The 24276-nt window shown below is 63.1% G+C and carries 20 protein-coding genes; 8 read left to right on the top strand and 12 right to left on the bottom strand.

The window, feature by feature from the left end:
• Nucleotides 1–38 precede the first annotated feature (38 nt).
• Complete coding sequence (locus M1D87_RS24015) at nucleotides 39–539, top strand: M48 metallopeptidase family protein (protein WP_024087829.1); 501 nt, start codon at nucleotides 39–41, stop codon at nucleotides 537–539.
• Between the two features lie 12 nt (nucleotides 540–551).
• The gene (locus tag M1D87_RS24010) at nucleotides 552–848 is read left to right on the top strand and encodes a winged helix-turn-helix domain-containing protein (protein ID WP_013974495.1); all 297 of its coding nucleotides are present in this window, start codon (nucleotides 552–554) and stop codon (nucleotides 846–848) included.
• Nucleotides 849–880: 32 nt separating this feature from the next.
• Here the strand turns inward: M1D87_RS24010 and M1D87_RS24005 are convergent, their stop codons facing one another.
• Nucleotides 881–1333: a GNAT family N-acetyltransferase gene (locus M1D87_RS24005; protein ID WP_039612472.1), complete on the bottom strand. Its 453-nt coding sequence runs from the start codon at nucleotides 1331–1333 to the stop codon at nucleotides 881–883.
• 155 nt (nucleotides 1334–1488) lie between these two features.
• On the opposite strand from M1D87_RS24005, the gene M1D87_RS24000 reads away from it, so the two are divergent.
• The gene (locus tag M1D87_RS24000; RefSeq protein WP_039612471.1) at nucleotides 1489–2226 is read left to right on the top strand and encodes a substrate-binding periplasmic protein; all 738 of its coding nucleotides are present in this window, start codon (nucleotides 1489–1491) and stop codon (nucleotides 2224–2226) included.
• Between the two features lie 131 nt (nucleotides 2227–2357).
• On the opposite strand, the gene yccS is transcribed toward M1D87_RS24000, so the two are convergent.
• The 7 genes from yccS to M1D87_RS23965 all read right to left on the bottom strand — a co-directional run bounded on the left by yccS (nucleotide 2358) and on the right by M1D87_RS23965 (nucleotide 13683).
• The gene (gene yccS, locus M1D87_RS23995) at nucleotides 2358–4541 is read right to left on the bottom strand and encodes a YccS family putative transporter (protein ID WP_123084774.1); all 2184 of its coding nucleotides are present in this window, start codon (nucleotides 4539–4541) and stop codon (nucleotides 2358–2360) included.
• Nucleotides 4542–4762: 221 nt separating this feature from the next.
• Nucleotides 4763–5944, bottom strand: coding sequence for a BaiN/RdsA family NAD(P)/FAD-dependent oxidoreductase (locus M1D87_RS23990; RefSeq protein ID WP_123084773.1), 1182 nt, complete (start codon nucleotides 5942–5944; stop codon nucleotides 4763–4765).
• A 137-nt stretch (nucleotides 5945–6081) separates the two neighbouring features.
• Nucleotides 6082–7419: an ATP-dependent RNA helicase DbpA gene (gene dbpA / locus M1D87_RS23985; RefSeq protein ID WP_230396947.1), complete on the bottom strand. Its 1338-nt coding sequence runs from the start codon at nucleotides 7417–7419 to the stop codon at nucleotides 6082–6084.
• Nucleotides 7420–7531: 112 nt separating this feature from the next.
• Nucleotides 7532–8959: a multidrug transporter subunit MdtD gene (mdtD, locus tag M1D87_RS23980; RefSeq protein ID WP_123084772.1), complete on the bottom strand. Its 1428-nt coding sequence runs from the start codon at nucleotides 8957–8959 to the stop codon at nucleotides 7532–7534.
• Nucleotides 8960–9086: 127 nt separating this feature from the next.
• Nucleotides 9087–10406, bottom strand: a complete 1320-nt coding sequence (locus M1D87_RS23975) for a TldD/PmbA family protein (protein WP_421091503.1) — start codon at nucleotides 10404–10406, stop codon at nucleotides 9087–9089.
• Entirely contained in the window at nucleotides 10406–11848 is a 1443-nt protein-coding gene (locus M1D87_RS23970; RefSeq protein ID WP_123084770.1) for a TldD/PmbA family protein, read from the bottom strand. The genes M1D87_RS23975 and M1D87_RS23970 overlap by 1 nt, the downstream gene beginning before the upstream one ends.
• A gap of 32 nt (nucleotides 11849–11880) precedes the next feature.
• Nucleotides 11881–13683, bottom strand: coding sequence for an acyl-CoA dehydrogenase (locus tag M1D87_RS23965; protein ID WP_123084769.1), 1803 nt, complete (start codon nucleotides 13681–13683; stop codon nucleotides 11881–11883).
• Between the two features lie 372 nt (nucleotides 13684–14055).
• On the opposite strand from M1D87_RS23965, the gene M1D87_RS23960 reads away from it, so the two are divergent.
• A complete protein-coding gene (locus M1D87_RS23960) occupies nucleotides 14056–14619 on the top strand; it encodes a hypothetical protein (RefSeq protein WP_039612464.1) in 564 nt (187 codons plus the stop codon).
• 105 nt (nucleotides 14620–14724) lie between these two features.
• A complete protein-coding gene (locus tag M1D87_RS23955) occupies nucleotides 14725–15066 on the top strand; it encodes a hypothetical protein (protein WP_421091502.1) in 342 nt (113 codons plus the stop codon).
• A 38-nt stretch (nucleotides 15067–15104) separates the two neighbouring features.
• Here the strand turns inward: M1D87_RS23955 and M1D87_RS23950 are convergent, their stop codons facing one another.
• Together M1D87_RS23950 and M1D87_RS23945 are read right to left on the bottom strand one after the other, a co-directional pair.
• Nucleotides 15105–16088, bottom strand: coding sequence for an IS5-like element IS2000 family transposase (locus M1D87_RS23950; RefSeq protein ID WP_123085883.1), 984 nt, complete (start codon nucleotides 16086–16088; stop codon nucleotides 15105–15107).
• Nucleotides 16085–16471: a hypothetical protein gene (locus tag M1D87_RS23945; protein ID WP_437390868.1), complete on the bottom strand. Its 387-nt coding sequence runs from the start codon at nucleotides 16469–16471 to the stop codon at nucleotides 16085–16087. The genes M1D87_RS23950 and M1D87_RS23945 overlap by 4 nt, the downstream gene beginning before the upstream one ends.
• Nucleotides 16472–16620: 149 nt before the next feature.
• Here M1D87_RS23945 and M1D87_RS23940 point away from each other — a divergent pair, with 149 nt between their 5' ends.
• Nucleotides 16621–16872 (top strand): DUF3077 domain-containing protein, encoded by a 252-nt coding sequence (locus tag M1D87_RS23940; protein ID WP_371033846.1) that lies wholly within the window; start codon nucleotides 16621–16623, stop codon nucleotides 16870–16872.
• 393 nt (nucleotides 16873–17265) lie between these two features.
• Here M1D87_RS23940 and putA read toward each other — a convergent pair whose 3' ends face one another.
• Both putA and M1D87_RS23930 read right to left on the bottom strand, forming a co-directional pair.
• Complete coding sequence (gene putA / locus M1D87_RS23935) at nucleotides 17266–21219, bottom strand: trifunctional transcriptional regulator/proline dehydrogenase/L-glutamate gamma-semialdehyde dehydrogenase (protein WP_123084766.1); 3954 nt, start codon at nucleotides 21217–21219, stop codon at nucleotides 17266–17268.
• 94 nt (nucleotides 21220–21313) lie between these two features.
• Entirely contained in the window at nucleotides 21314–21502 is a 189-nt protein-coding gene (locus M1D87_RS23930; RefSeq protein ID WP_148043857.1) for a hypothetical protein, read from the bottom strand.
• Between the two features lie 74 nt (nucleotides 21503–21576).
• On the opposite strand from M1D87_RS23930, the gene putP reads away from it, so the two are divergent.
• The gene (putP, locus tag M1D87_RS23925) at nucleotides 21577–23055 is read left to right on the top strand and encodes a sodium/proline symporter PutP (RefSeq protein WP_123084765.1); all 1479 of its coding nucleotides are present in this window, start codon (nucleotides 21577–21579) and stop codon (nucleotides 23053–23055) included.
• 185 nt (nucleotides 23056–23240) lie between these two features.
• The gene (locus tag M1D87_RS23920) at nucleotides 23241–24077 is read left to right on the top strand and encodes a 23S rRNA (adenine(2030)-N(6))-methyltransferase RlmJ (RefSeq protein WP_025340863.1); all 837 of its coding nucleotides are present in this window, start codon (nucleotides 23241–23243) and stop codon (nucleotides 24075–24077) included.
• Nucleotides 24078–24276: the final 199 nt, after the last annotated feature.

The following is a 24276-nucleotide window of genomic DNA, read 5'->3' as shown; positions in this document are numbered from 1 at the left end:
TGGCTAGAATCGGCATTCGTTACACCGAATGCAGCGCCATGACCGTATTACGATATTTGCAAGCCTATCCGCCGCACCTGCAGCAGCAAGTGCGGCAGATGATCGACAGCGACCGCCTGGGCGAGTACCTGCAGCGCCGCTACCCCGACCGCCATGACGTGCAGAGCGACAAGGCGTTGTACGGCTACGCCCAGGATTTGCGCCAGCAATACCTGCGCAGCGCGCCCAACCTGGACAAGGTGCTGTTCGACAATCGTCTTGACCTGACCCATCGGGCCCTGGGCCTGAATACGGCGATATCAAGGGTGCAGGGCGGCAAGCTCAAGGCGAAGAAGGAAATCCGCATTGCCTCGCTATTCAAGGAGGCCGCGCCGCAGTTCTTGCGCATGATCGTGGTGCACGAACTGGCACACCTGCGCGAGCGCGACCACAACAAGGCGTTCTACCAGCTCTGCCAGCACATGGAGCCGGACTACCACCAACTGGAATTCGACCTGCGCGTCTACCTGACCTATCGGGAGCTGCCGGGCAACTGTTAAGGACCACGCAGCATGGAAGTGAGCAAGACCAAGAGCAGCTTCTACCGCCGCCTGTACGTGGCCTGGCTGATCGACAGCCAGACCGCGACCAGCGTTCCGGCACTGATGGAAGCCACCGGCATGCCCCGGCGCACCGCCCAGGACACCATTGCGGCACTAGCCGACCTGGATATCGTCTGCGAGTTCGAACAGCAGGAAGGCGCGCGCAACCACGCCGGGCATTACCGCATTCATGACTGGGGGGCGATCGACAAACAGTGGATCATCCAGCACCTGCGGCAGGTTCGCGAAGTGCTGGGGTATCCCTGATCCACTGCGGGCTGCTTTGCAGCCCGGCGATCTCATCCCTTGCGCATCCCGATATGCGGAATGTCGTCCTCAAGATATTCCTCGCCCACCACAGCGAACCCATGCCGGGCATAGAACGCCTGCAAATGCGCCTGCGCCGACAGATAAACCGGCACCCCCGGCCAACAATGCTCCGCTGCCTCCAACCCCTTGAGCAGCAAGGTATGCCCCAGCTTCAGCTCGCGCGCCGCAGGTGCAGTCACTACCCGCCCGATCACCACATCCCCTCCTTGGGATTGCGGGTCGAGCAGGCGCAGGTAGGCCACCAGCTTGTCATCCTGCCAGCCCATCAGGTGCAGGGTATCGCCGGTCAGGTCTTGGCCATCGACTTCCTGGTAGGCGCAGCGTTGCTCGACCACGAACACTTCCGTGCGTAACTGCAGAATGGCGTAGAGCTGGTCCTTGCTGAGATCGGTGTGGTGCTTGCAAAGCCAGTCGATGGACATTGGTGCGAACTCCTTGAGTGGACCGTCGATCATCGCATGATGCACGTGCCACGGCCAAAATAGAGGCTAAATGACACTATTGGCCGCTGCCCTCGGCGACGCCTTTGTGTAATCTCTTCGGCAGTGTGTGCCCTCCATTGCGAAAGGACGTGAGCATGCGGCCACTGTTTTGTGTGTTGGGATTGCTGGCAATGATGCTTGCAACACCCGCCCTGGGGCGTGAAAAGCTGCGTCTGGTGGCCGACAATTGGCCGCCGTTCACCGATGCCAGCATGCCGGGCGGTGGCCTGGCGACCAGCATCGTCACCACGGCGCTGGCCCGGGCCGGCTACACCAGTGGGGTCGAAGAGGCACCTTGGGCGCGGGCTCTGCTGGGGGTGAGCGAGGGGCGTTACGACGTGCTGATCAACGCCTGGTACAACGACTCGCGCGCCAGCATCGGGCAGTTTTCCGAAGCCTACCTGGTCAACCGCATTCGCCTGTTGCAACGCAAGGGCGAGGCGTTTCGCTACAAGCGCCAGTCAGATTTGTACCCCTACAGCATCGCTGTGGTGCGTGATTACGCCTATTCCCCCGCGTTCGACCGCGACACCCGCCTGCACAAGGTGGCGGTGCGCAACTTTCCCTCTGCGGTACGCATGCTGGCAGCGGGGCGGGTGGACCTGGCGGTGGAAGACGAGTACGTGGCTCGTTACAACTTGCAGCGCGAGCTGCCGGAGGTACGCGATGGGGTGATGCTGGTGGAGCCGCCGTTGGGAGAGAACACCCTGCATATCCTGGTCAGCCTGAAAAACCCGGAGCATGCGCGGATCGTCGAGCGGTTCGAGCAGGCGATTGCGGCGATGAAGGCGGATGGCAGCTATGCGCGGCTCATGCGCCAGCATGGCTTCTGATCTATATCGCCTGTGCCGGCCTCTTCGCGGGTAAACCCGCTCCCACAGGTATCTCACAGGACTTGAGATTTGTGATGTTCCTGTGGGAGCGGGTTTACCCGCGAAGAGGCCGGCACAGGCGATAGTACAACTCAGGCCGGTGCACCTTCCTTGATCAAATGCGCTGCCAAGGTCCGCAGCGGCCCCAACTGCCGGCAGATCAACGCCAACTGTGTCTGCACCAGCCGCTGGTGCTCGTCCAGCTCTTCCGGCATCTGCTCCAGGGCATTGGCCAGCGCCTCTTCGGCATCACTGTGAATCGCCACTGGTAGCCGCGCGGCCAGGCCGTTGGCAATCTCGTCCAGGCTGCTGGCCAGGCTTTGCCCGGCACCTTCGATCAATTGCTCCTGCACCTCCGCCGGCAGGGCCGTGTCGCGGTGCGCGCCCAGCCCCGAGAGGTAGCTGAGCAAGGTATGCGACAGCACCAGGAAGCGGAAGCCGACGTCGGCCTCCTTCCGGAAATGCCCCGGCTCCATCAGCATGTTGGCCAGGGTGGTGGACAGCGCCGCGTCGGCGTTGTGGGCGTTGCGCCGGGCCAGGCGGTATGCCAAATCATCGCGCTTGCCATGGGCATACTGCTGCATGATCTGCCGCAGGTACACGCTGGCGCAGGCCAGCGTATTGGCCAGCGCCTTGTTCAGCCGCCGCCCCTGCCAGTCGGGGAGGAACAGGAACACCGCGAGGATGGCGATCAGGCTGCCGACCAGGGTATCGAACAGGCGCGGCAGGAACAGGCCATAGCCATCGCCGATCTGGTTGAAGCAGAACAGCACCATCAGGGTGATCGCGGCCGTGGCCAAGGTGTAGCGGGTGGTGCGGTTGACGAAGAACACCACCCCGGCGACCACGGCGAACAACGACTGGATGACCGGGTTGGGGAACAGGTCGAACAATGCCCAGCCCACCGTCAGGCCGACGGCGGTGCCGGCTATCCGCTGCACCAGCTTGCGTCGGGTCGCACCGTAGTTGGGCTGGCATACGAACAGCGTGGTGAGGATGATCCAGTAGCCCTGGGTGGGGTGGATCAGGTGCACCATGCCATAGCCGATCGACAACGCCAGGGGTAGGCGCAGGGCATGGCGGAACAGCAGCGAGGTCGGCGTCAATTGGGTGCGCAGGCGGGTCCACACGTCCTTCAGCGAGCGTGGAGAGCGGTCGAGCAGGCTGCTATCGCTGGTGTCGGCCAGGCTGTCCGGGTTGCTGGCGGCGCTGAGCAGGCGGTCGAGCGTCGCCAGGTTGGCCGCCAGCGCCCGCAGCGAGCGAAGCAGGCTACGCCAGGCCGGGTTGTTCTGCGTGCGCAGGTGTTCCAGCGAGGCGTTGAGGTCTTCGAGGGCTTCGGGGTAACCGCTGGCCAGCACGAACGGCTGGCGCAGGCGGATAGAGCGGGCCAGCTCCTGGCAGGACGAGCCCTGCTTGCGCAGCAGGCGCTGGCAGCGGAACATCACGTCGCTGTGGAAAAAAGCCTCGGTCAGGGCGTTGTAGGGATAATGCGAAGCACTGACCCGTTCATGGATGTCCTGGGCCAGGAAGTACAGCTTGAGGTAGCGGCTGACCTTGGAGTTCGGCTGGCTGTTGCCCACCCGGTGCAGGATGATTTCCTTGGCCGCGTTGAGCGCCGCCACCACCTTGCCGTTCTGCTGGGCCAGCTCCAGGCGCCGGGCTTCGACGTCTAGGGTGCGGACGGGTTCGAACAGGCTGGCCTTGAGCTTGAGGTAGCTGCCCAGCTCGAAAAACAGCTTGGCCAGGCTCTGCTGCACCGGCTGGTTGGAAAACAGCGCCTGCCACAGCACCGACAGCAGCCCATACCAGGCTGCGCCCGCCACCAGCAGTAGCGGTTCGTGCCAGAAATCGGTGACTTGGCCGCCGCGCTGGTCCACGCCGATCATGGTGTACACCGCTGTGATCAGGGTCGCTGAAGCGATGGCGCCATAGCGTTCGCCCAGGGCACCGAGCATCGTCAGGCAAAAGGCCGCCAAGGCCAGGGCAATGACGAATACCCACGGGTAGGGGAACAGCAGTTCGACCGCCAGTGCGGCGATGGCAAAACACACCAGGGTGACGGCCAGGGCGCTGAGGCGGCCCTGCCAGCTGTCATCGGTTTCGGCCAGGGCGCTGGCGATGATGCCGAGGAACAGCGGAATCAGCAGGGCCATTTCGTTCTGGTACCAGCACAGGGCGAGGCTGCCGGTGAGGGCGATGGTGACCCGGATGCTGTAGCTGAACTTGTCTTGACCCCACAGGCGACGCAGTGACTGACGGAACGAGCTCGATGACATGATGGCCTGCTAGGCAGTGATCAGAGAAATACCGTTCGAGGCCGTGTCATTGGGGCCGCTGTGCGGCCCATTCGCGGCACAAGGCCGCTCCTACAGTCGATCGCGTCCCCTGTAGGAGCGGCCTTGTGCCGTGAATGGGCTGCATGGCAGCCCCATGCGAATTTCGGCACTCCCAGCACGGGCCAGCAAGAAGCATTCCGTGCTGCTGAATGGATTCTACTCTACACGAACTGCGCCGCGGCGTTGGCGGAGGCCCAGGCCCACTGGAAATTGAAACCGCCCAAATGGCCAGTCACATCCAGCACTTCACCAATGAAATACAACCCAGGGCTCTTCAGCGATTCCATGGTCTTGGACGACACCTCGCGGGTATCCACGCCACCCAGGGTCACTTCGGCAGTGCGGTAGCCCTCGGTGCCGGCCGGTACCAGCTGCCAGTTCGCCAGCTTCTCGGCGATCTGTGCCAGTTCCGCCGGTGTGTACTGCTTCATGGGCCGGGACTCGAACCACTGCTCGGCCAGCAGGTTGGCCAGCTTGCGGGTAAATACCTCGCCCAGCACGGTTTTCAGCTCGGCGTTGGCGCGTTCGGCCTGCATCTGTTGCAGCCAGGTCAGTGCATCACGGTCGGGTAGCAGGTTGATCTCGACCGTGTCGCCTGCTTCCCAGAATGAGGAAATCTGCAAAATCGCCGGGCCGCTGAGGCCGCGGTGGGTAAACAGCAGGTTCTCGCGGAAGCTGGTGCCGTTGCAGCTGGCGGTGCAATCCAGCGATGTACCGGACAACTCGGTGCACAGTGCCTTCAGTTGGGGCTCGGTGATGGTGAACGGCACCAGCCCGGCGCGGGTTGGCAGCAGGGTATGGCCGAACTGGCGGGCCACCTGGTAGCCGAAGCCGGTGGCACCTAGGGTCGGGATCGACAGGCCGCCGGTGGCGATCACCAGCGACTGGCAGGCGAACTGGCCGCCGCTGGTCCGCAGCAGGTAGCCCCCTTCGGTCTTCTCGATCTGCTCGATGCTGGTGTGCATGCGGATCTCGGCGCCGGCCTCATCGCATTCGGCCAGCAGCATGTCGAGGATGTCACTGGCCTTGTTGTCGCAAAACAGCTGGCCGAGTTTCTTCTCGTGGTAGGCCACGCCGTGCTTGCACACCAGCTCGATGAAGTCCCACTGGGTGTAGCGAGCCAGGGCCGACTTGCAGAAATGCGCATTCTGCGAGAGGAAGTTGCCCGGCTCGGTATACATGTTCGTGAAGTTGCAGCGGCCGCCGCCGGACATGAGGATTTTCTTGCCCGGTTTGTTGGCGTGGTCGAGCACCAGTACCCGGCGGCCACGGCGGGCGCTGAGCTGTGCGCACATCAGGCCGGCGGCGCCGGCGCCGAGGATGATCACGTCGGTGGAGTGCACGGTGTTACCTCTTCAGGATTGCTGGGGGCTGCTTTGCAGCCCTCTCGCGACACAAGGCCGCTCCTACAGGAGTTTGCGATCCCCTGTAGGAGCGGCCTTGTGTCGCGAAAGGGCCGCAAAGCGGCCCCAAAATTAGGTCAGACGATGCGGACTTTCAGGGAACGCCCCTTGATCTTGCCGCTGTTCAAGCGCTGCATCGCCTGCTTGGCGAGCGGCCGCTCAACGGCCACGAACGCCTGGAAATCGAAGATCGCAATCTTGCCCACCTGCTTGCCGGGGATGCCGGCATCACCGGTCAGCGCCCCGAGGATGTCACCCGGACGCAGCTTGTCCTTGCGCCCGGCGGCGATGCACAGGGTGCTCATAAGCGGCAGCAGCGGTTCGCCACCCTTGTGCTTCAGGCTGTCCAGCTGGTCCCAGCGCAGCGGGCTCTTCTGCAGGTCTTCGATGGCCTGGGCGCGGTGGCCTTCGGCCGGTGCCACCAGGCTGACCGCAATGCCTTTCTCGCCAGCACGGCCGGTGCGGCCGACACGGTGCACATGGATTTCCGCATCACGCGCCAGTTCGACGTTGATGACCATGTCCAGGCCATCGATGTCCAGGCCGCGGGCGGCCACATCGGTAGCCACCAGTACCGAGCTGCTGCGGTTGGCGAACATGGTCAGCACCTGGTCGCGGTCGCGCTGCTCCAGGTCGCCATGCAGGGCCTGGGCAACGATGCCCTTGGCGGTCAGGTGGGCGACCACATCCTCGCACTGCTGCTTGGTGAAGCAGAACGCCACGCAGGACTGCGGGCGGTAGTGGCCGAGCACGCGGGTGACCGCCTCGAGGCGTTGTTGCGGGTCGATCTCGATGAAGCGCTGCTCGATCTGGTTGTCGGCATGCAGGCTCTCGACCTTGACCTGTTGCGGGTTGCGCATGAAGTCGGCGGCCAGTTGCTTGATGCCGGCCGGGTAGGTGGCCGAGAACAGCAGGGTCTGGCGGCGCGACGGGGTCTTGCCGATGATGCTGGCGATGGCATCGAAGAAGCCCATGTCGAGCATGCGGTCGGCCTCGTCCAGCACCAGGGTGTTCAGCCCGTCGAGCACCAGGGTGCCCTTGTCCAGGTGCTGCTGGATGCGCCCTGGGGTGCCGACGATGATGTGTGCGCCGTGCTCCAGCGAAGCGATCTGCGGGCCCAGCGAAACGCCGCCGCACAGGGTCAGGATCTTGATGTTGTCCTCGGCGCGGGCCAGGCGGCGCAGCTCTTTGGCCACTTGGTCGGCGAGCTCGCGGGTAGGGCACAGCACCAGCGCCTGGCAACCGAAGTAGCGCGGGTTGATCGGGTTGAGCAGGCCGATGCCGAAGGCGGCGGTCTTGCCGCTGCCGGTCTTGGCCTGGGCGATCAGGTCCTGCCCCTTGAGGATGACCGGCAGGCTCTGGGCCTGGATCGGTGTCATCGAGGCATAGCCGAGGGCGTCCAGGTTGGCCAGCATGGCAGTGGACAGCGGCAAGGTGGCAAAGGCGGTGGATTCGGTGGTCACGAGGCGGGCCTGCGGTGCGAAGCGAAAAATGCCGCATAGTCTACCAGCCTCATGGCCATTCGCCCTACGACTCCATGTGTTCTTCCGGACGACGGGCACGCCTTCCGTCCGTCGGCGACAGCTGCAGGAATATCGCCGCCGCCAGCATGGCCATCACGCCGATGGTGACGAAGGTCAGCTGGAATGCACCCAAGGTGGTTTCCACGCCGTCGGCGTTTCCGGCTGCGGTAAAGCCGCCGAGCAATGCCCCCGCACATGCCACGCCCAGGCTCAGGGCCAGCTGCGCGACCACCGACAGCAGGCTGTTGCCGCTGCTGGCGCTGGCGTCGTCGAGGTCGATCAGGGTCACCGTGTTCATCGCGGTGAACTGCATCGAGTTGACTGCCCCGAGCAGGCCCAGCTGAATCAGCAGCACGGCATAGGGCGTCTGCTCGTCGACCAGCCCGAGGCTGGCCAGCAGCAGGCCCAGCAGCAGGGTGTTGCCGGTGAGGATGATGCGGTAGCCAAAGCGTTCGATCAGTGGTCGGGCAATGGACTTGGCCAGCATCGCCGCAGCCGCCAGCGGGATCATGCTCATGCCGGCCTGGGCCGGCGAGTAGCCCAGCGCCACTTGCAGCAGCAACGGCACAAGGAACGGCAGCGCGCCGCTGCCCAGGCGGGCGAACAGGTTACCGAGAATACCGATGGCAAAGGTGCGCACGCGGAACAGGCTGGGTGAGAACAACGGCTCCGGGTCGCGCCCGGCGCGCAGCCAGTAGGCCGCCAGGCAGGCCATGCCGGCGAACAGCAGCAACATCACCCGCAGGTGCGGCAGGTGCAGTTCGCCCAGGCCTTCCATGGCGATGGTGATCAATACCATCGCTGCGCCAAACAGCAGGAACCCGGGGCCGTCGAACGTGGTGCGCTCGGCGCCGCGCAGGTCGGGGATGAACTTCCAAACGGCGTAGCAGCCGATCAGGCCGACCGGCAGGTTGAGCAGGAAGATCCAGTGCCAGCTCAGTATTTCCACCAACCAACCGCCAACCGTAGGGCCCAGTAGCGGCCCGAGCAGGCCGGGGATGGTGATGAAGCTCATGATGCGCACCAGCTCGGTGCGCGGGTAGGCACGTAGGACTACCAAGCGCCCGACCGGCAGCATCAGCGCACCGCCCAGCCCTTGCACGACACGGGCAAAGATCAGGAAACCGAGGCTGTTGGCGGCGGCGCACAGCAGCGAGCCGAAGCTGAACAGCAGGATGGCGCTGAAGAAGATGCGCTTGGTGCCGAAGCGGTCGGCGACCCAGCCTGAGGCGGGGATCAGCAGGGCCACGGTGAGCATGTAGGCGATGATCACGCCCTGCATGCGCAGCGGGTCTTCGGCCAGCGACCGGGCCATGGCTGGCAGTGCGGTGTTGAGGATGGTGCCGTCCAGGGACTGCATGAAAAAGGCGATGGCCACCACCCAAGGGATCCAGCGGGCGGTGACGGGGTCCAGCGGGGTGCGTTCGGGCATGACTTCCTCGTTTGTCAGTGCCGGCCTCTTCGCGGGTGAACCCGCTCCCACAGGGATATCACCACATTCAAGGGCCGTGGAGACCCTGTGGGAGCGGCTTTAGCCGCGAAAGGGCCGGTAAGTCCAGTCACAATGTCAGGGTCAGGCCTTTGACCAGTGCCCCCGGCAAATGACTCGACCCGGTACTGCGCTGTCCATAGGTACTCGTCGACAGGATCATCTCGCGCTCGCTTGTCAGGTCCTCCAGCTGGCTGCCGAGCAAGCTGTACAGGCTGTCATCGAAGCGCATGGTGCTCACCGGGCCCTGGATCTGCCCGTTCTCCACCCAGAAGGTGGCGAAGCGGGTCAGCCCGGTCATGCGTGCCGCCGGCAGGTCGGAATAGTTCAGGTACCACAGGTTGCTGATGTACAGCCCGGTACCGAGCCGCTCCAGAATCTGCTCGCTCGGCAGGCTACCTGCTGCCAGGCTCAGCGCACACGGCGACTCGTAACTATCGGCGCCATTGGCCAGCAGCTCGAACTCGGCCGCACTGCGCGCACTGATCAATCGCTGCCGGGCCTCGCCTTGCTGGATCAACGGCACATCCAGGCGCGGCGAGCCTTCATCGGAAAACGCAGGGCTCAGCGAACCGCTGACCTGCTGGGTGAAACTCACCAGCGGGCTCAGCCGCGCATCGCCGTTGTACAGGCGCTGCAGGGCACTGTTGCCAGTGGCCAGGGCCTGTGCGGAAAAACCGCCCCAGCACAGCATGCCGGCTATTTCGTCCATGGCCGCCGGGGCCAGGTAGGCGCGGTAGCTGCCAGGCTTCAGCGTGACGGCAGGGCGGCCAAGGAAACCCAGCTGTTCCCGCGCCTGGCGCAGGCGTGCGGTGAAGTCGTCGGCGCTCCACACTTGCCCGGCATAATTGGCCTTCACCGCCTCGCCGTTTTCGTGGAACAGGCTCCAGTCGAAGTTGAAGCTGTTGGCCTGGTGCCAGCCGAAGGCCCCGAACGAGCTGGCGAAGCCCCGGCAGATGGGGCCGGCGGCGTAGATGCCGACAAGGTCCAGGTCGCCGGCTTCACGCTCGAGCAAGGTCAGCACATCGCTCAGTTCGGGCAGCGGCTGCTCCTGCTGGCTGTGGCTGTGCCAGGCGCTTTCGTCCAGGCGCAAGTACGGGTCGACCGCCAGCAATGGCAAGGTCTGGCGCAGTTGCTCCAGGGCCGCGAACAGGCGCTGGCTATCCAGTTGCGTGTCACCACTCAAGGTCACCTGTTGCTCTGCCTGGCGGCCATCGCGGATCAGCCGCAGTTGCGCGCCGGCCTGGTTCACGGTGCCGGCCTGGCGCACCTTGGCATGGTTGAAGCGCACGAATTGCGACTGTTCGGCGCTGTAGCCGAGGGTGAACTGTTCGCCCGTCTGCAGGGCTTTGCGCACATCCCCGACCAGGGTTTCGAAAGCGTGTTTCATCAGGCGTCTCCTCCGAATACGTCGATCTGGCGGAACACGCAGGCCGGCGAGGCATGCCCCACCCGTACCACCTGATTGGGTTCGCCCTTGCCGCAGTTGGGCGTGCCCAGCACCTGGAAGGTACTGCTGTCGCCGACCGCCGCCAGGTTGCGCCAGAACTGCGCGGAGATGCCACGGTAGTTGGGGTTCTTGACGATGCCCTTGAGCTCACCGTTTTCGATCAGTTGGCCCCATTCACAGCCGAACTGGAACTTGTTGCGAGCATCATCAATGGACCAGGAACGGTTGGTGCGCATCAGGATGCCGTGCTCGATGCCCTTCACCAGCTGATCCAGGCTCTGGTCGCCCGGCTCGATGTTGAGGTTGGCCATGCGGTCGATCGGCGCACGGTTCCAGCCGCAGGCGCGGCTGTTGGCCACGCCGTCGAGGCCGGAGCGGAACTGCGACAGCGCACCACCCAGCGGGCGCAGCAGCAGGCCATCGCGGATCAGGAACTGCTTGCTGGCCTGGGTGCCGTCATCATCGAAGCTGTAGCTGGCCAGCTCTTCGCCGATGGTCGGGTCGAAGGTCACGTTGAGCAGCGTGGAGCCGTACTGCAGGTGGCCGAAGTCATCGGCTTTGACGAAGCTGGTGCCTGCGTAGTTGCGTTCGTCGCCGAGAATGCGGTCCATCTCCAGCGGGTGGCCGATGGATTCGTGAATCTGCAGCATCATCTGGTCCGGCATCAACAGCAGGTCGCGCGGGCCGCTGGGGGTATTCGGTGCCTGCAGCAGCTGCAGCGCCTCGTCGGCCACCCGGCGGGCAGCGCCGACCAGGCCGCAGCGCTCGATGACCTCGAAGCCGCCCTGTTGGCCAAAGTTGTCGCGGCCCAGGCTGCGGCTCTGGCTGTCCTGGCCATCGCTGGCGGTCACGCCCAGGCCCGGGAACAGGAAGCGCTGGGCGTGGCGCAGCTCGGCGCCGGCCGAGTTCAGGTAGGTCTGCTCGACCAGGCTCAGGCCCAGGCTGGCCTGCCAGTCCACCAGGCGGCTGTCCTTGGGCACGCTGGCCGATTCTGCAGCGAGCAGGCCGAGGCAGTCGGCAAGGTTGGGCACGGGTTGGTCGAAGTTGGGCGAAATGTGGTCGTGGCGTGCGCTGGTCACCGGTTGCTCGCGCAGGTCCAGCAGGTTGTACCGGGCGATCTGCCGGGCCAGCGCCTCGGCCCGCTCCAGCGCGCGCTGCAGGCCGGCCTGGGACAGGTCGGCGGTGGCGGCATAGGCTTCCACGCCATTCACCCGCACGGTGAGCATGGCGCCCTCGTCCTGGCTGAAGAAGGGTGGTTCCGCGACGTTGCGGCGAACCGACAGCGCCTGGTGCGACTGTTTCACATGGCGCAGGGAAAACAGCTCGGCCGTACTGCGCAGCGCGGCAAAGCGCTGGCGCAGCAGGGCGCTGGTATCGAACATGTGGAAGCCTCCGTGTACACGGTGGCTCCCCCTTAGAACCACTCGTCCTGCATGGCGAGGCAAGTGTCGTCGCGCGCCTCGAGCAATGCCAGCTCATTATGGCAGCCAGGTACCTCCCAGGTCAGGAAATAACGCGCGGCCTGCAGCTTGCCGAGGTAGAAGTCCCGGTCGGCGGGTTTGCCCTTGAGCAGGCCGAGTTCGGCATGGATCGCCTGTTCCAGCCAGCGCCAGCCAATCACGCAGTGGCCGAAGGCCTTGAGGTAGAGGGCCGAGTTGGCCAGGGCGCCGGCGACTTTGCCCTCGGCCAGGTCACCCATCAACGCCAGCGTCACACCTTGCAGGCGGTTGACCAGTTGCTCCAGCGGCTGGCGCAGTGGGTCGAGGTTCGCATGGTGGCTGGCGCGCTCACCGGTGGCAGCGATCGACCGGATCAACTGCTTGAGGCCGGCGCCATTGTTCTGCGCCAGCTTGCGGCCCAGCAGGTCGAGCGACTGGATGCCCTCGGTGCCTTCATGGATCGGGTTCAGGCGGTTGTCGCGGTAGTACTGTTCAACCGGGTACTCGCGGGTGTAGCCGTGGCCCCCGAGGATCTGGATCGCCAGTTCATTGGCCTTGAGGCAGAACGTCGAGGGCCAGGATTTGACGATCGGGGTCAGCAGGTCGAGCAGCTCCTGCGCCTGCTTGCGGGCGTTGTCGTCGCTGGCAGTCTGGGTGTCGTCGAACAGGCGCGCGGCATACAGGCCCAGGTCGAAGGCGCCCTCCACGTAGGCCTTCTGTGCCAGCAGCATGCGTTTCACATCGCTGTGCTCGATGATCGGCACCGCGGGGCTGTGCGGGTCTTTGTTGTCCGGCAACCGACCCTGCGGGCGCTGACGGGCGTATTCCAGCGAATACAGGTAGCCGGCGTAACCGAGCATCACTGCGCCCATGCCGACACCGATGCGTGCCTCGTTCATCATCTGGAACATGCAGGCCAGGCCCTGGTGCGGCTGGCCGACCAGGTAGCCGACGCACTGGCCGTTGTCGCCGAAGTTCAGCGCGGTGGAGGTAGTACCGCGCCAGCCCATCTTGTGGAATAGCCCTGCCAGCAGCACATCGTTGCGCGGGCCACGGCTGCCATCTTCGTTGACCAGGTACTTGGGTACGATGAACAGCGAGATGCCCTTCACGCCGGGCGGAGCATCCGGAAGCTTGGCCAGAACCATATGCACGATGTTCTCCGACAGCTCGTGATCTCCGCCGGAGATGAAAATCTTGTTGCCCTTGAGCCGGTAGCTGCCGTCACCGGCAGGCTCGGCGCGGGTACGGATATCGGCCAGTGAAGAGCCCGCATGGGGTTCGGTCAGGGCCATGGTGCCGAAGTAGCGGCCTTCGATCATCGGCTGCAGGAACAGGCGCTTCTGTTCATCGCTACCGAAGCTCTCGATCAGGTTGGCCGCGCCCATGGTCAGGAACGGGTAGGCCGTGGTGCCAGCGTTGGCCGCCTGGAAGTGGGCGAAGCAGGCCTGCGAGACCAGGCTCGGCAGCTGCATGCCGCCGACTTCGAAGTCGCGGTTGGCGTTGAGGAAGCCGGCTTCGAGAAAGGCGTCGACGGCGGGTTTCACTTCAGGGATCAGTTCGGCTCGGCCGTCCACGTAGCGCGGCTCGTTTTCGTCGGCCTTGCGGTTGTGCGGGGCGAAGAACTTTTCGGCGATGGTGCGGGCAGTTGAAAGCGCCGCATCGAAGGTTTCGCGGCTGTGCTCGGCGAAGCGTGGGCGCTGGGTCAGGGCCTCGGCGTCGAGGACTTCGTAGAGTTCGAAGGCGAGGTTGCGGGGGCTGAGCAGGGTCTCGGGCATGGTCGCGGTCCTGAGGCGGGATGCTGCGAGTGTAGGAGGGTGGTGGGGTGGGGGACAGGTTAATAGGTTTGGGTGATATGGGTTGAGAATTCCGGGATGCCTGGTGGTTGGTCGAACAGATCACGCGGGGTGGGGCAGTTGTTGTTTTGCCTGTTCGGGCCCTTTCGCGGGTAAACCCGCTCCCACAAGTACTGCGCAGCCCCAGCCATCAACGCTGCACCTGTAGGAGCGGGTTTACCCGCGAAAGGGCCGGAGCAGGCGCAGGAAAATGTAGAGACGTTTCCCACAAGTCCGAGTGGAACTGGACTACTGCGGATCGAATGCCATTTGGCCTTGAATGTGTGCTTTGGTGTTCGCAATGAGGCTTTTCTGATGAGTGATGTCCACAAGAACGACTTGACTGATTTCGAGGGCAAGCAACTTCCCTTCTTCGTAGTCTCGCCCCTGAAGTTTGGCGTAATGACCTTCTTCACCCTTGGTTTTTACTGGCTGTATTGCTTTTATCAGAGCTGGAAGCTGTATGGAGTGAGGACAGGAGAAAAGGTCAGTCCATTCTGGCGAAGCGCTTTTGCAGTGTTCTTCATCTACCCGTTATTGAGAAGGGTGAATGATCATATTCGCGAGTCAGGCAGAACCTACCCTTGGTCCATTCTGGGGCTCACGCTGGGCTACTACGGTATGTGTGCTGCCTGGGTGGCTGCCAGTGTGATTCTGGATGATCAGTTGTGGGCGGCGTATTTTGCGGGTGTAGTCATTCAAGCAGCTTGGTTGGTCATTCTGGTGCCCATGCAGAAAGGCGCCAATTTCAGCGCGGGGGATGAGGCAGGAGTGGCCAACAGCCGTTTCACGCTGGCCAATTGGTTGTGGATGCTGCTGGCTGCCGTAATTACAGCAGCGCAGCTGTTTGCTTTGATCACACTTTCGTCCATGGCTTGAGCAGCGTCGCAGCAGAATTTGCCGGGGCCGCTTTGCGGCCCTTTCGCGGCGAAAGGCCGCCCCTGCGAAGCTCGGTATTCCGGCGCGGTTCGAAGAGGGAGCATATTGAAGAACTCGAACTTGAGCTGGCATGCGATCGCTTTCCTGTTCTGGGGAGGCATGGACGCGTTCTACATCTGCCTTTATGTTTTCCGCAGTACGGAGCGAGTTGCCATACCTTTCTGGACGGATTTCAAGGACGCATTGAGCAACATGCAGATCTGGGGAGGAGGGCTAGAGCTAATCGTCTGGCTAGGCCTGATTCTGCAGCTTTCGTTGATAGCGACCTGCGGGTTGTTACTTATGCGTTGCCGGTTGGCTGTCTACTTGGGAAACTCCGAACAAGTTGCTCATCAGTCGGAAATGTGCGGTTTAGGGATGCCGAAAAGCCCGCTTTTCAGTCGCTGATTATTGGATAACCAAGGCAAAGCCTTGGTTATCTGGACTCACGGGCGCACCTCTCCCGCAGCAGGCAATAATTGCCGGCGCACCATCCACAGATTCGACAGGGCAAACAGCGTGGTCAGTTGCGCCGTGTTCTTGGCCAAGCCGCGAAAACGAGTCTTTACATAGCCGAACTGGCGTTTGATCACCCGGAACGGGTGCTCCACCTTCGCACGCACTTGCGCCTTGGCCTTTTCGATCTTGCGCTTGGCTTGGTAGAGCACGCTGCGTTTGTTCAAGTGTTTGTAGGTGCTGCGGCGGGCAGCGACCTGCCATATCACCTGCCGTCCCTCGTGTTCTGGCCGCTTTTCCACGCCTGTGTAACCCGCATCCGCACACACGACATTCTCTTCGCCATGCAATAGCTGAGCGACCTCCGTCACGTCAGCTACGTTCGCGGCGGTGCCATGAACGTGATGCACCAGACCCGATTCAGCATCCGCGCCGATGTGGGCCTTCATGCCGAAATAGTACTGGTTGCCCTTCTTCGTTTGATGCATTTCAGGATCGCGCTTGCCTTCCTTGTTCTTGGTCGAACTGGGCGCGTGGATGATGGTAGCGTCGACAATGGTGCCCTGGCGCAACGACAGGCCCTTGTCTTGCAGGTAATTGTTGATGGTTTCCAGAATGCCGACTGCCAACTGATGCTTCTCCAGCAGGTGCCGGAAGTTCATGATCGTCGTGTCTTCGGGGATCGGAGCGCTGAGCGTCAGACGAGCGAACTGGCGCATCGAAGTGATCTCGTACAGCGCCTCTTCCATGGCGGGATCGCTCAAAGAGAACCAATTCTGCAGCAGGTGAATGCGCAGCATGGTTTCCAGAGGATAAGGCTTGCGGCCACCGCCAGCCTTTGGGTAGTGAGGCTCGATCAACGCCACCAGTCCACTCCACGGAACCACCTGTTCCATCTCGGCCAGGAAACGCTCGCGACGGGTTTGCTTGCGCTTGCCGGCGTACTCGAAATCGGAAAAGCTCATCTGACTCATGGGATGGCGGACTTGTAGAAGGCAGTTGGACGGAGGGCTATTTCAGCACAGGTCAGATGGCCTGTGCTGACTTGATCGGAGAATCCCTTGGCGATGGTGCAGATCCCCTTTCGCATCTTTTTTATCGTTCCGTCGATATCCATAATCCTGTTGTTGCCGATGCTGGCTTCCAGTATCAGTAACTCGGTGTGGATTGGGCTGATGCTGACTTCGGAGGCTGGGAAAGGCTGGTGCCTATTGTGGCTCTGGCGAAAGCGCGGGTAACGGTGTGCGCCGGGTTTTTTGGATTTTTCTACCGGTCTGTCAACCCATGCACAGCTGCCACCCTCTTGTTTGACAGCAGGTGGTGATAGTTCCTGATCCACCCCTGAACGCAGATTCACTCGAAGATCCTAATCTAGGTCGCGAACTTCGCACTGAGGCTTAATGATGTGTCGCCTGAGCCGGCCCTTTCGCGGGCATGCCCGCTCCCACAGGTACGGTGCAAGTCATGAAGCTTGTGGTGATCCTGTGGGAGTGGGCGCGCCCGCGAATAGGCCCGGCCAGGCACTCGAGAATTATCAGGGGGTTGAACAATGACAACAGAAGACACCCAAGCCGCATCGAGCCTGGCATCCCGTGCAGGGACGCCCGTGAGCAGTCGTCGGAGTTGATGGGTTATGTCCGCGAATTGACCATTACCGGGCTGATGGATGAGAAGCCGATGATGATCTGGGCTGCCCATTACCTGAGTGCGATGGCCAAGGCACCGATGGATGATGCTGAGTTGGGGATGAAGCAGTGAGGGTTTGGCTTCAGGTTGAATGAAGGCCTCCAGGTGTTCGCCGCAAGCATCTTCAGCGCCTATGAGATCGAGCGCCGCCCGCGCGGCGCTTCGCAGCACAAGGCTGCTCCTACATCTGTTTCGGGCCAGTCTTTCCTGGGGATTTGCGCGCGACCGCCTTGGTGCATGCTTCGAGATTTCGTCTTACAAACAAGGCGGCCGCGTGCGCCTGGCACAGGCGATATTGGCCCGAAATAGATGTAGGAGCAGCCTTGTGCTGCGAAGCGCCGCGCGGGCGGCGCTCGATATCACAGGCGCAGAAAATGTTGTGGCGAACACCTGTCAGCCCAACCCCAGCCCCCATAAAAAAAAGGAGAGCCGAAGCTCTCCTTTTTTCGTTAACAACCCTCAACCTCAGCCAATGGTCATCAGGCTGGCATTACCACCGGCAGCAGCAGTGTTCACACTCACTGCCCGCTCGATCACCAGGCGCTCCAGCGCAATCTGGTGGTCGCCGCTGGACAGCCCGTGCACACCCACGATCGCCCCGGCACGCTTGGCCACCTGCTGGCACACGCCGCGCAGCTGGTCCGAGTCGCCATGGTGGATCACGGCGTCGAACGCCACTTCATCCTTGTTCCAGTCCGCCACCAGCTTGACCTTGGCCTGCAGCTCTCGCGGCAGGCGGGTACGCAGGGCTTTGCCCGGCTCGCCGTCCGCCCATACCGCCGAGCTGCCAACGGCCAGCACTGCGGCGAACTGCGCCAGCAGGTCGGCTTCGTTGTCGGCCAGGCACAGCACGTGCTCACGCGGCAGGATGGTGTAGCTGTTGCGCTCGCCGGTCGGGCCTGGCAACAGGCGGGCGATGCCGCTCTGCGACTGGCTGGCGAACTGGCTGCACAGCGCGGCCAGGTCGGCCAGCTGGTTGCTCTCGGCCCAGGCCTTCAGGCCATGCAGTGGCTTGATCAGCTGTTCGTGCAGGGCGCGGTCAGGCTTGCCTTCGCCGTCCTGCTGCTGGAAGTGGCGGCCAATCGCGTCGGCCGGGCGGGTCGACAGCAGGCGGTACAGGTACAGCGGGCCGCCGGCTTTCGGGCCGGTGCCGGACAGGCCTTCACCACCGAACGGCTGCACACCCACCACTGCACCGACGATGTTGCGGTTGACGTACATGTTGCCGGCGTTGGCGGTTTCCACCACCTTGGCGATGGTTTCGTCGATGCGGGTGTGCACGCCGAGGGTCAGGCCGTAGCCGGAGTTGTTGATCTGCTCGATCAGCTGGTCCAGGTTGCGACGGTTGTAGCGCACCACGTGCAGCACCGGGCCGAAGATTTCACGCTTGAGCTCGTCAAAGCTTTCCAGTTCGATCAGGGTCGGCATGACGAAGGTGCCGCGCTTGAGCTCGGCAGCATCGGCAATAGCTACCTGGTAGACCGAGCGACCTTTCTCGCGCATGCCCTGGATGTGCTTCTCGATGCCGGCTTTGGCTTCGGCGTCGATCACCGGGCCAATGTCCACGGCCAGGCGGTCCGGGCAGCCCAGGCGGCTTTCTGCCATTGCGCCCTTGAGCATTTCGATCACGCGGTCGGCGGAGTCTTCCTGCAGGCACAGCACGCGCAGTGCCGAGCAACGCTGGCCGGCGCTGTCGAAGGCCGAGGACACCACATCGATCACCACCTGCTCGGTCAGTGCCGAGGAGTCGACGATCATCGCGTTCTGGCCGCCGGTTTCGGCGATCAGCGGGATCGGGCGGCCCTGGTTGTCCAGGCGGCCGGCGACGTTGCGCTGCAGCAGGCGGGCCACTTCAGTGGAACCGGTGAACATCACGCCCTTGACGCGCTCGTCACCCACCAGGCCGGCACCGACGGTTTCACCGCGGCCAGGCAGCAGCTGCAGCACGCCTTCAGGAATGCCGGCTTCCAGCAGCAGGCGAACGGCCTGGGCAGCGATAAGTGGGGTTTGCTCGGCCGGCTTGGCCAGTACGGGGTTGCCGGCGGCGAGCGCTGCGGCTACCTGGCCGGTGAAGATCGCCAGCGGGAAGTTCCACGGGCTGATGCACACCACCGGGCCCAGCGGGCGGTGGGCGTCGTTGCTGAAGTCGTTGCGTGCCTGCACCGCGTAGTAGCGCAGGAAGTCCACGGCTTCACGCACTTCGGCGATGGCGTTGGCGAAGGTCTTGCCGGCTTCGCGGATGAGCAGGCCCATCAGCGGCTGGATTTCGGCCTCCATCAGGTCGGCGGTGCGCTCCAGAATGGCGGCGCGCTCGGCCGGCGGGGTGGCCTGCCAGATCGGTGCAGCATTCAGTGCGCACTGGACGGCATTGTCGACGTCGGCGACAGTGGCTTCCTGAACATGGCCGACCACGTCGCGGTGGTCCGCCGGGTTCAGGACCGGTGCGGCGGCGCCTTCGCTGGCAGCGCAGGCCAGCAGTGGCGTGGCTTTCCAGTCGTTATGAGCGGTCGCCAGCATGGCGCAGGACAGCGATGCCAGGCGGTGTTCGTTGGCCATGTCGATGCCGGCCGAGTTGGCCCGCTCGCTGCCATACAGTTCACGCGGCAGCGGGATGCGCGGGTGCGGCAGGCCGATGCTGCCTTCCTGGGTGCCCATGCGCTCGATGCTGGCGACCGGGTCGGCGACCAGTTCCTGGATGGAGATCGAATGGTCGGCGATGCGGTTGACGAACGAGGTATTGGCGCCGTTTTCCAGCAGGCGACGCACCAGGTAGGCCAGCAGCGTTTCGTGGGTGCCGACCGGTGCATAGACACGGCACGGACGGTTCAGCTTGCCTTCGGAAATCTTGCCGACCACCTGCTCGTACAGTGGCTCGCCCATGCCGTGCAGGCACTGGAACTCGTACTGGCCCGGGTAGTAGTTCTGACCGGCAATGTGGTAGATGGCCGACAGGGTGTGGGCGTTGTGGGTGGCGAACTGCGGGTAGATGGCTTCTGGCACGGCCAGCAGCTTGCGGGCGCAGGCGACGTAGGACACGTCGGTGTACACCTTGCGGGTGTAGACCGGGTAGCCTTCCAGGCCTTCGACCTGGGCGCGCTTGATTTCGCTGTCCCAGTAGGCGCCTTTCACCAGGCGGATCATCAGGCGGTGGCGGCTGCGCTTGGCCAGGTCGATGACATAGTCGATCACATACGGGCAGCGCTTCTGGTAGGCCTGGATAACGAAGCCGATACCGTTCCAGCCGGCCAGCGAAGGCTCGAAGCACAGGCGCTCGAGCAGGTCGAGCGACAGTTCCAGGCGGTCGGCTTCTTCGGCGTCGATGTTCAGGCCGATGTCGTACTGCTTGGCCAGCAGGGTCAGCGACAGCAGGCGCGGGTACAGCTCTTCCATCACGCGCTCGTACTGGGCGCGGCTGTAGCGCGGGTGCAGCGCCGACAGCTTGATCGAGATGCCCGGGCCTTCATAGATGCCACGGCCATGGGAGGCCTTGCCGATCGAGTGGATGGCCTGCTCGTAGGACGCCAGGTACTTCTGTGCGTCGTGCTCGGTCAGTGCGGCTTCGCCGAGCATGTCGTAGGAATAGCGGAAGCCCTTGGACTCGAAGCGGCTGGCATTGGCCAGGGCTTCGGCGATGGTTTCGCCAGTGACGAACTGCTCGCCCATCAGGCGCATGGCCATATCGACGCCCTTGCGGATCATCGGCTCGCCGCTCTTGCCAATAATGCGGGTGAGCGAGGAGGTGAGGCCGGATTCGTTGTGGGTAGACACCAGTTTGCCGGTCAGCAGCAGGCCCCAGGTGGCGGCGTTGACGAACAGCGACGGGCTGTTGCCCAGGTGCGGCTGCCAGTTGCCGGTGCTGATCTTGTCGCGGATCAGCGCGTCACGGGTGCCCTTGTCGGGGATGCGCAGCAGGGCTTCGGCCAGGCACATCAGTGCCACGCCTTCCTGGGACGACAGCGAGAATTCCTGCAGCAGGCCCTGAACGATGCCGGCACGACCGCCAGCGCTCTTCTGGTTACGCAGTTTTTCGGCGATGCCGGCGGCCATCTTGTTGGTCGCTTCGGCCAGCGGGGCGCTCAGGCGCGCCTGCTCCAGCAGCATCGGTACCACTTCCTGTTCGGGGCGGCGGTAGGCGGCGGTGATCGCCGAGCGCAATACCGACTGCGGCAGGATGCTCTCGGCGAACTCGAGGAAGCACTGATGGCTGTGGTCGGGTTGGACCTCACCGGCGTCGTCGGCCAGGTTGCTGGCATGGCCGTTGAGTTCGGTCAGGGTGGCACCACCCTCGAGCTTCTCCAGGTAGTTGAAGATCGCTTGCTTGATCAACCAGTGCGGGGTGCGGTCAATCGACTGCGCAGCTGCCTTGAGTCGCTCACGGGTCGGGTCATCGAGTTTGACCCCAAGGGTGGTCGTCGCCATTTCTTATCCTCGTTATTGCCACGGTTGTGGCCTAAGCTGACGCCAAGAGTAGCTGTAGGACAATTCGGGTGCAACCAGGTGCAACCCGAATTTTTCATGGAAAAGGTGCAACTCGTCCGACAGCCATTTCCATGTCCTGAAAAGGGTGGTTTTCGGTGTGTTTTATTCTGAAAAACGGGTTTTTTGCTCCAAAAGGGAGCAAAAAATCAGATTTTTCGGAAAATGCACGGGGAGGTGCAACTTGCAAAGGAAAAATGGTTGCACCCGCTTTGCGTTGTTGCATACGATTCGCCGCCTGGGTGCAACCGCCATTGCCGCGGTTGTGCATGACATAAAAACAAACGCCAGGGCACACGCATGGGCAATCCACTAACGATCACTTTCGTGGTCTATATCGCCGCAATGGTGCTGATCGGCTTCGCCGCCTATCGCTCCACCAATAACCTTTCCGACTACATCCTTGGCGGTCGCAGCCTGGGTAGCGTGGTCACCGCGCTTTCCGCCGGAGCTTCCGACATGAGTGGCTGGCTGCTGATGGGCCTGCCGGGCGCCATCTACTTCTCCGGCTTGTCCGAAGCCTGGATTGCCATCGGCCTGACCGTCGGCGCCTACCTGAACTGGTTGTTCGTTGCTGGCCGCCTGCGCGTGCAGACCGAGCACAACGGCGATGCACTGACCCTGCCGGACTACTTCTCCAGCCGCTTCGAAGACAACAGCGGCCTGCTGCGGATCATCTCGGCCATCGTGATCCTGGTGTTCTTCACCATCTACTGCGCCTCCGGCATCGTTGCCGGTGCCCGTCTGTTCGAGAGCACCTTCGGCATGCCGTACGAAACCGCCCTGTGGGCCGGTGCTGCTGCGACCATCGCCTACACCTTCATCGGTGGTTTCCTGGCGGTGAGCTGGACCGATACCGTGCAGGCTTCGCTGATGATCTTTGCGCTGATCCTCACTCCGGTGATCGTGCTGATCTCCACTGGCGGCTTCGATACCACCTTCGCTGCCATCGATGCGGTCAACCCGGCCCACTTCGACATGTTCAAGGGCGCCACCTTCATCGGCATCATCTCGCTGATGGGCTGGGGGCTGGGCTACTTCGGTCAGCCGCACATCCTGGCGCGTTTCATGGCTGCCGACTCGGTGAAGTCGATCGCCAAAGCCCGCCGCATCTCCATGACCTGGATGATCCTGTGCCTGGTCGGTACCTGCGCCGTAGGCTTCTTCGGCATCGCCTACTTCTCGGCACATCCTGAGCTGGCAGGCCCGGTCACCGAGAACCACGAGCGTGTATTCATCGAGCTGGCCAAGATCCTGTTCAACCCATGGGTCGCCGGTGTGCTGTTGTCGGCCATCCTGGCGGCGGTGATGAGTACCCTGAGCTGCCAGCTGCTGGTGTGCTCCAGCGCCCTGACTGAAGACTTCTACAAGGCGTTCCTGCGAAAGAACGCTTCGCAGGTCGAACTGGTGTGGGTCGGCCGCCTGATGGTGCTGGCCGTCGCCCTGATCGCCATCGCCATGGCCGCCAATCCGGAAAACCGCGTGCTGGGCCTGGTAGCTTATGCGTGGGCCGGCTTCGGTGCTGCCTTTGGTCCGGTGGTGCTGATTTCGGTACTGTGGAAAGGCATGACCCGTAACGGCGCACTGGCCGGTATCGTGGTGGGCGCACTGACCGTGATCCTGTGGAAGAACTTCGACACCCTCGGGCTGTACGAAATCATCCCGGGCTTCCTGTTCGCCAGTATCGCCATCGTCGTGGTGAGCAAGCTGGGCAGCCCGTCGCAGGCAATGGTCAAGCGCTTCGAGACTGCTGATGCGGCGTATCACGCTGACAAGTAATACCCGTTGAGTCGGCGGCGCCTGCTTCGCGGGTGAACCCGCTCTTACAGGGATTGCACAGAACTCAAATTCTGTGAGGTGCCTGTGGGGGCGGGTTTACCCGCGAAGAGGTCACCGCCGATCAGCAGCCAGGCCTGACTCCGCCTGCAAGGCAAGGTAAACTTGCCACCCCCGCAGGAGTTGCCATGAACTATCGTCACGCCTTCCACGCCGGCAACCACGCCGACGTCCTCAAACATATCGTGCTGACCCGCCTCATCGCCCTGATGTCGCGCAAGGAGCAGCCGTTCGCCTATATCGATACCCATGCAGGGCTCGGCCTTTACGACCTGCAGGGCGACCAGGCAACCCGCACCGGCGAGTACCTGGAAGGTGTCGCCCGCCTGTGGAATCGCGATGACCTGCCGGCCATGGCTGACGACTATTTGCGAATCATCAAGCGTCTGAATGCCGATGGCGAGCTGCGCTACTACCCCGGTTCGCCCGAGCTGGCTCGCCGTCTGATGCGCCAGCAGGACCGCGCCCTGCTCAACGAGAAGCATCCCGAGGACGGGCCGCTGCTCAAAGAGAACATGAAGAAAGACCCGCGCGTGGTCGTGCACCTGGGCGAAGGCTGGCATGTGCCGCGGGCCTTGCTGCCCGTGCAGGAAAAGCGCGCGATCATGCTGATCGACCCGCCGTTCGAACAGGCTGACGAGCTCAAGCGCTGCACTACCGCCATGAAAGAGGCGATCAGTCGCATGCGCCAGACCGTCGCGGCCATCTGGTATCCGATCAAGGACCAGCGTTCGCTGACCCGCTTCTACCAGGACCTGACCAGCACCGGCGCACCGAAACTGCTGCGGGTCGAGTTGTATGTGCACCACCAGGACAGCCCGCAGGGGCTCAATGGCTCCGGTCTGGCCATCGCCAACCCGCCGTGGGGGTTGGAAGAAGAGCTCAAGGAGCTGCTGCCATGGCTGGCCAAAGAGCTGGCGCAAACCGCCGGCAGCTTCCGCATGGACTGGCTGATCGCTGAATAATATTGCTTGCCTGTACCGGCCCCATCGCCGGCAAGCCAGCTCCCACAGGTACAGCGCGGGCCTCAAGGTCGGCGGTGTACCTGTGGGAGCTGGCTTGCCGGCGATGAGGCCAGTACAGGTTGCCGCGTTGCGCACATGTTTGCGTTATAATCCCGCCCTTTAGCCGCCACCCGCCCAAGAGGCCGCTGGCGCATTTCTA

This window comes from Pseudomonas sp. SA233, from assembly GCF_054792385.1.
The sequence above is the reverse complement of the archived record's forward strand: the minus strand, read 5'-3'. Positions and strand labels throughout refer to the sequence as shown.

Coding starts and splice junctions, on each gene's coding strand:
- M1D87_RS24015 (WP_024087829.1), top strand. CDS start 39: ATGACCGTATTACGATATTTGCAAGCCTATCCGCCGCACCTGCAGCAG.
- M1D87_RS24010 (WP_013974495.1), top strand. CDS start 552: ATGGAAGTGAGCAAGACCAAGAGCAGCTTCTACCGCCGCCTGTACGTG.
- M1D87_RS24005 (WP_039612472.1), bottom strand. CDS start 1,333: ATGTCCATCGACTGGCTTTGCAAGCACCACACCGATCTCAGCAAGGAC.
- M1D87_RS24000 (WP_039612471.1), top strand. CDS start 1,489: ATGCGGCCACTGTTTTGTGTGTTGGGATTGCTGGCAATGATGCTTGCA.
- yccS (WP_123084774.1), bottom strand. CDS start 4,541: ATGTCATCGAGCTCGTTCCGTCAGTCACTGCGTCGCCTGTGGGGTCAA.
- dbpA (WP_230396947.1), bottom strand. CDS start 7,419: ATGCTGGCCAACCTGGACGCCCTCGGCTATGCCTCGATGACACCGATC.
- mdtD (WP_123084772.1), bottom strand. CDS start 8,959: ATGCCCGAACGCACCCCGCTGGACCCCGTCACCGCCCGCTGGATCCCT.
- M1D87_RS23975 (WP_421091503.1), bottom strand. CDS start 10,406: ATGAAACACGCTTTCGAAACCCTGGTCGGGGATGTGCGCAAAGCCCTG.
- M1D87_RS23970 (WP_123084770.1), bottom strand. CDS start 11,848: ATGTTCGATACCAGCGCCCTGCTGCGCCAGCGCTTTGCCGCGCTGCGC.
- M1D87_RS23965 (WP_123084769.1), bottom strand. CDS start 13,683: ATGCCCGAGACCCTGCTCAGCCCCCGCAACCTCGCCTTCGAACTCTAC.
- M1D87_RS23960 (WP_039612464.1), top strand. CDS start 14,056: ATGAGTGATGTCCACAAGAACGACTTGACTGATTTCGAGGGCAAGCAA.
- M1D87_RS23950 (WP_123085883.1), bottom strand. CDS start 16,088: ATGAGTCAGATGAGCTTTTCCGATTTCGAGTACGCCGGCAAGCGCAAG.
- putA (WP_123084766.1), bottom strand. CDS start 21,219: ATGGCGACGACCACCCTTGGGGTCAAACTCGATGACCCGACCCGTGAG.
- M1D87_RS23930 (WP_148043857.1), bottom strand. CDS start 21,502: ATGCAACAACGCAAAGCGGGTGCAACCATTTTTCCTTTGCAAGTTGCA.
- putP (WP_123084765.1), top strand. CDS start 21,577: ATGGGCAATCCACTAACGATCACTTTCGTGGTCTATATCGCCGCAATG.
- M1D87_RS23920 (WP_025340863.1), top strand. CDS start 23,241: ATGAACTATCGTCACGCCTTCCACGCCGGCAACCACGCCGACGTCCTC.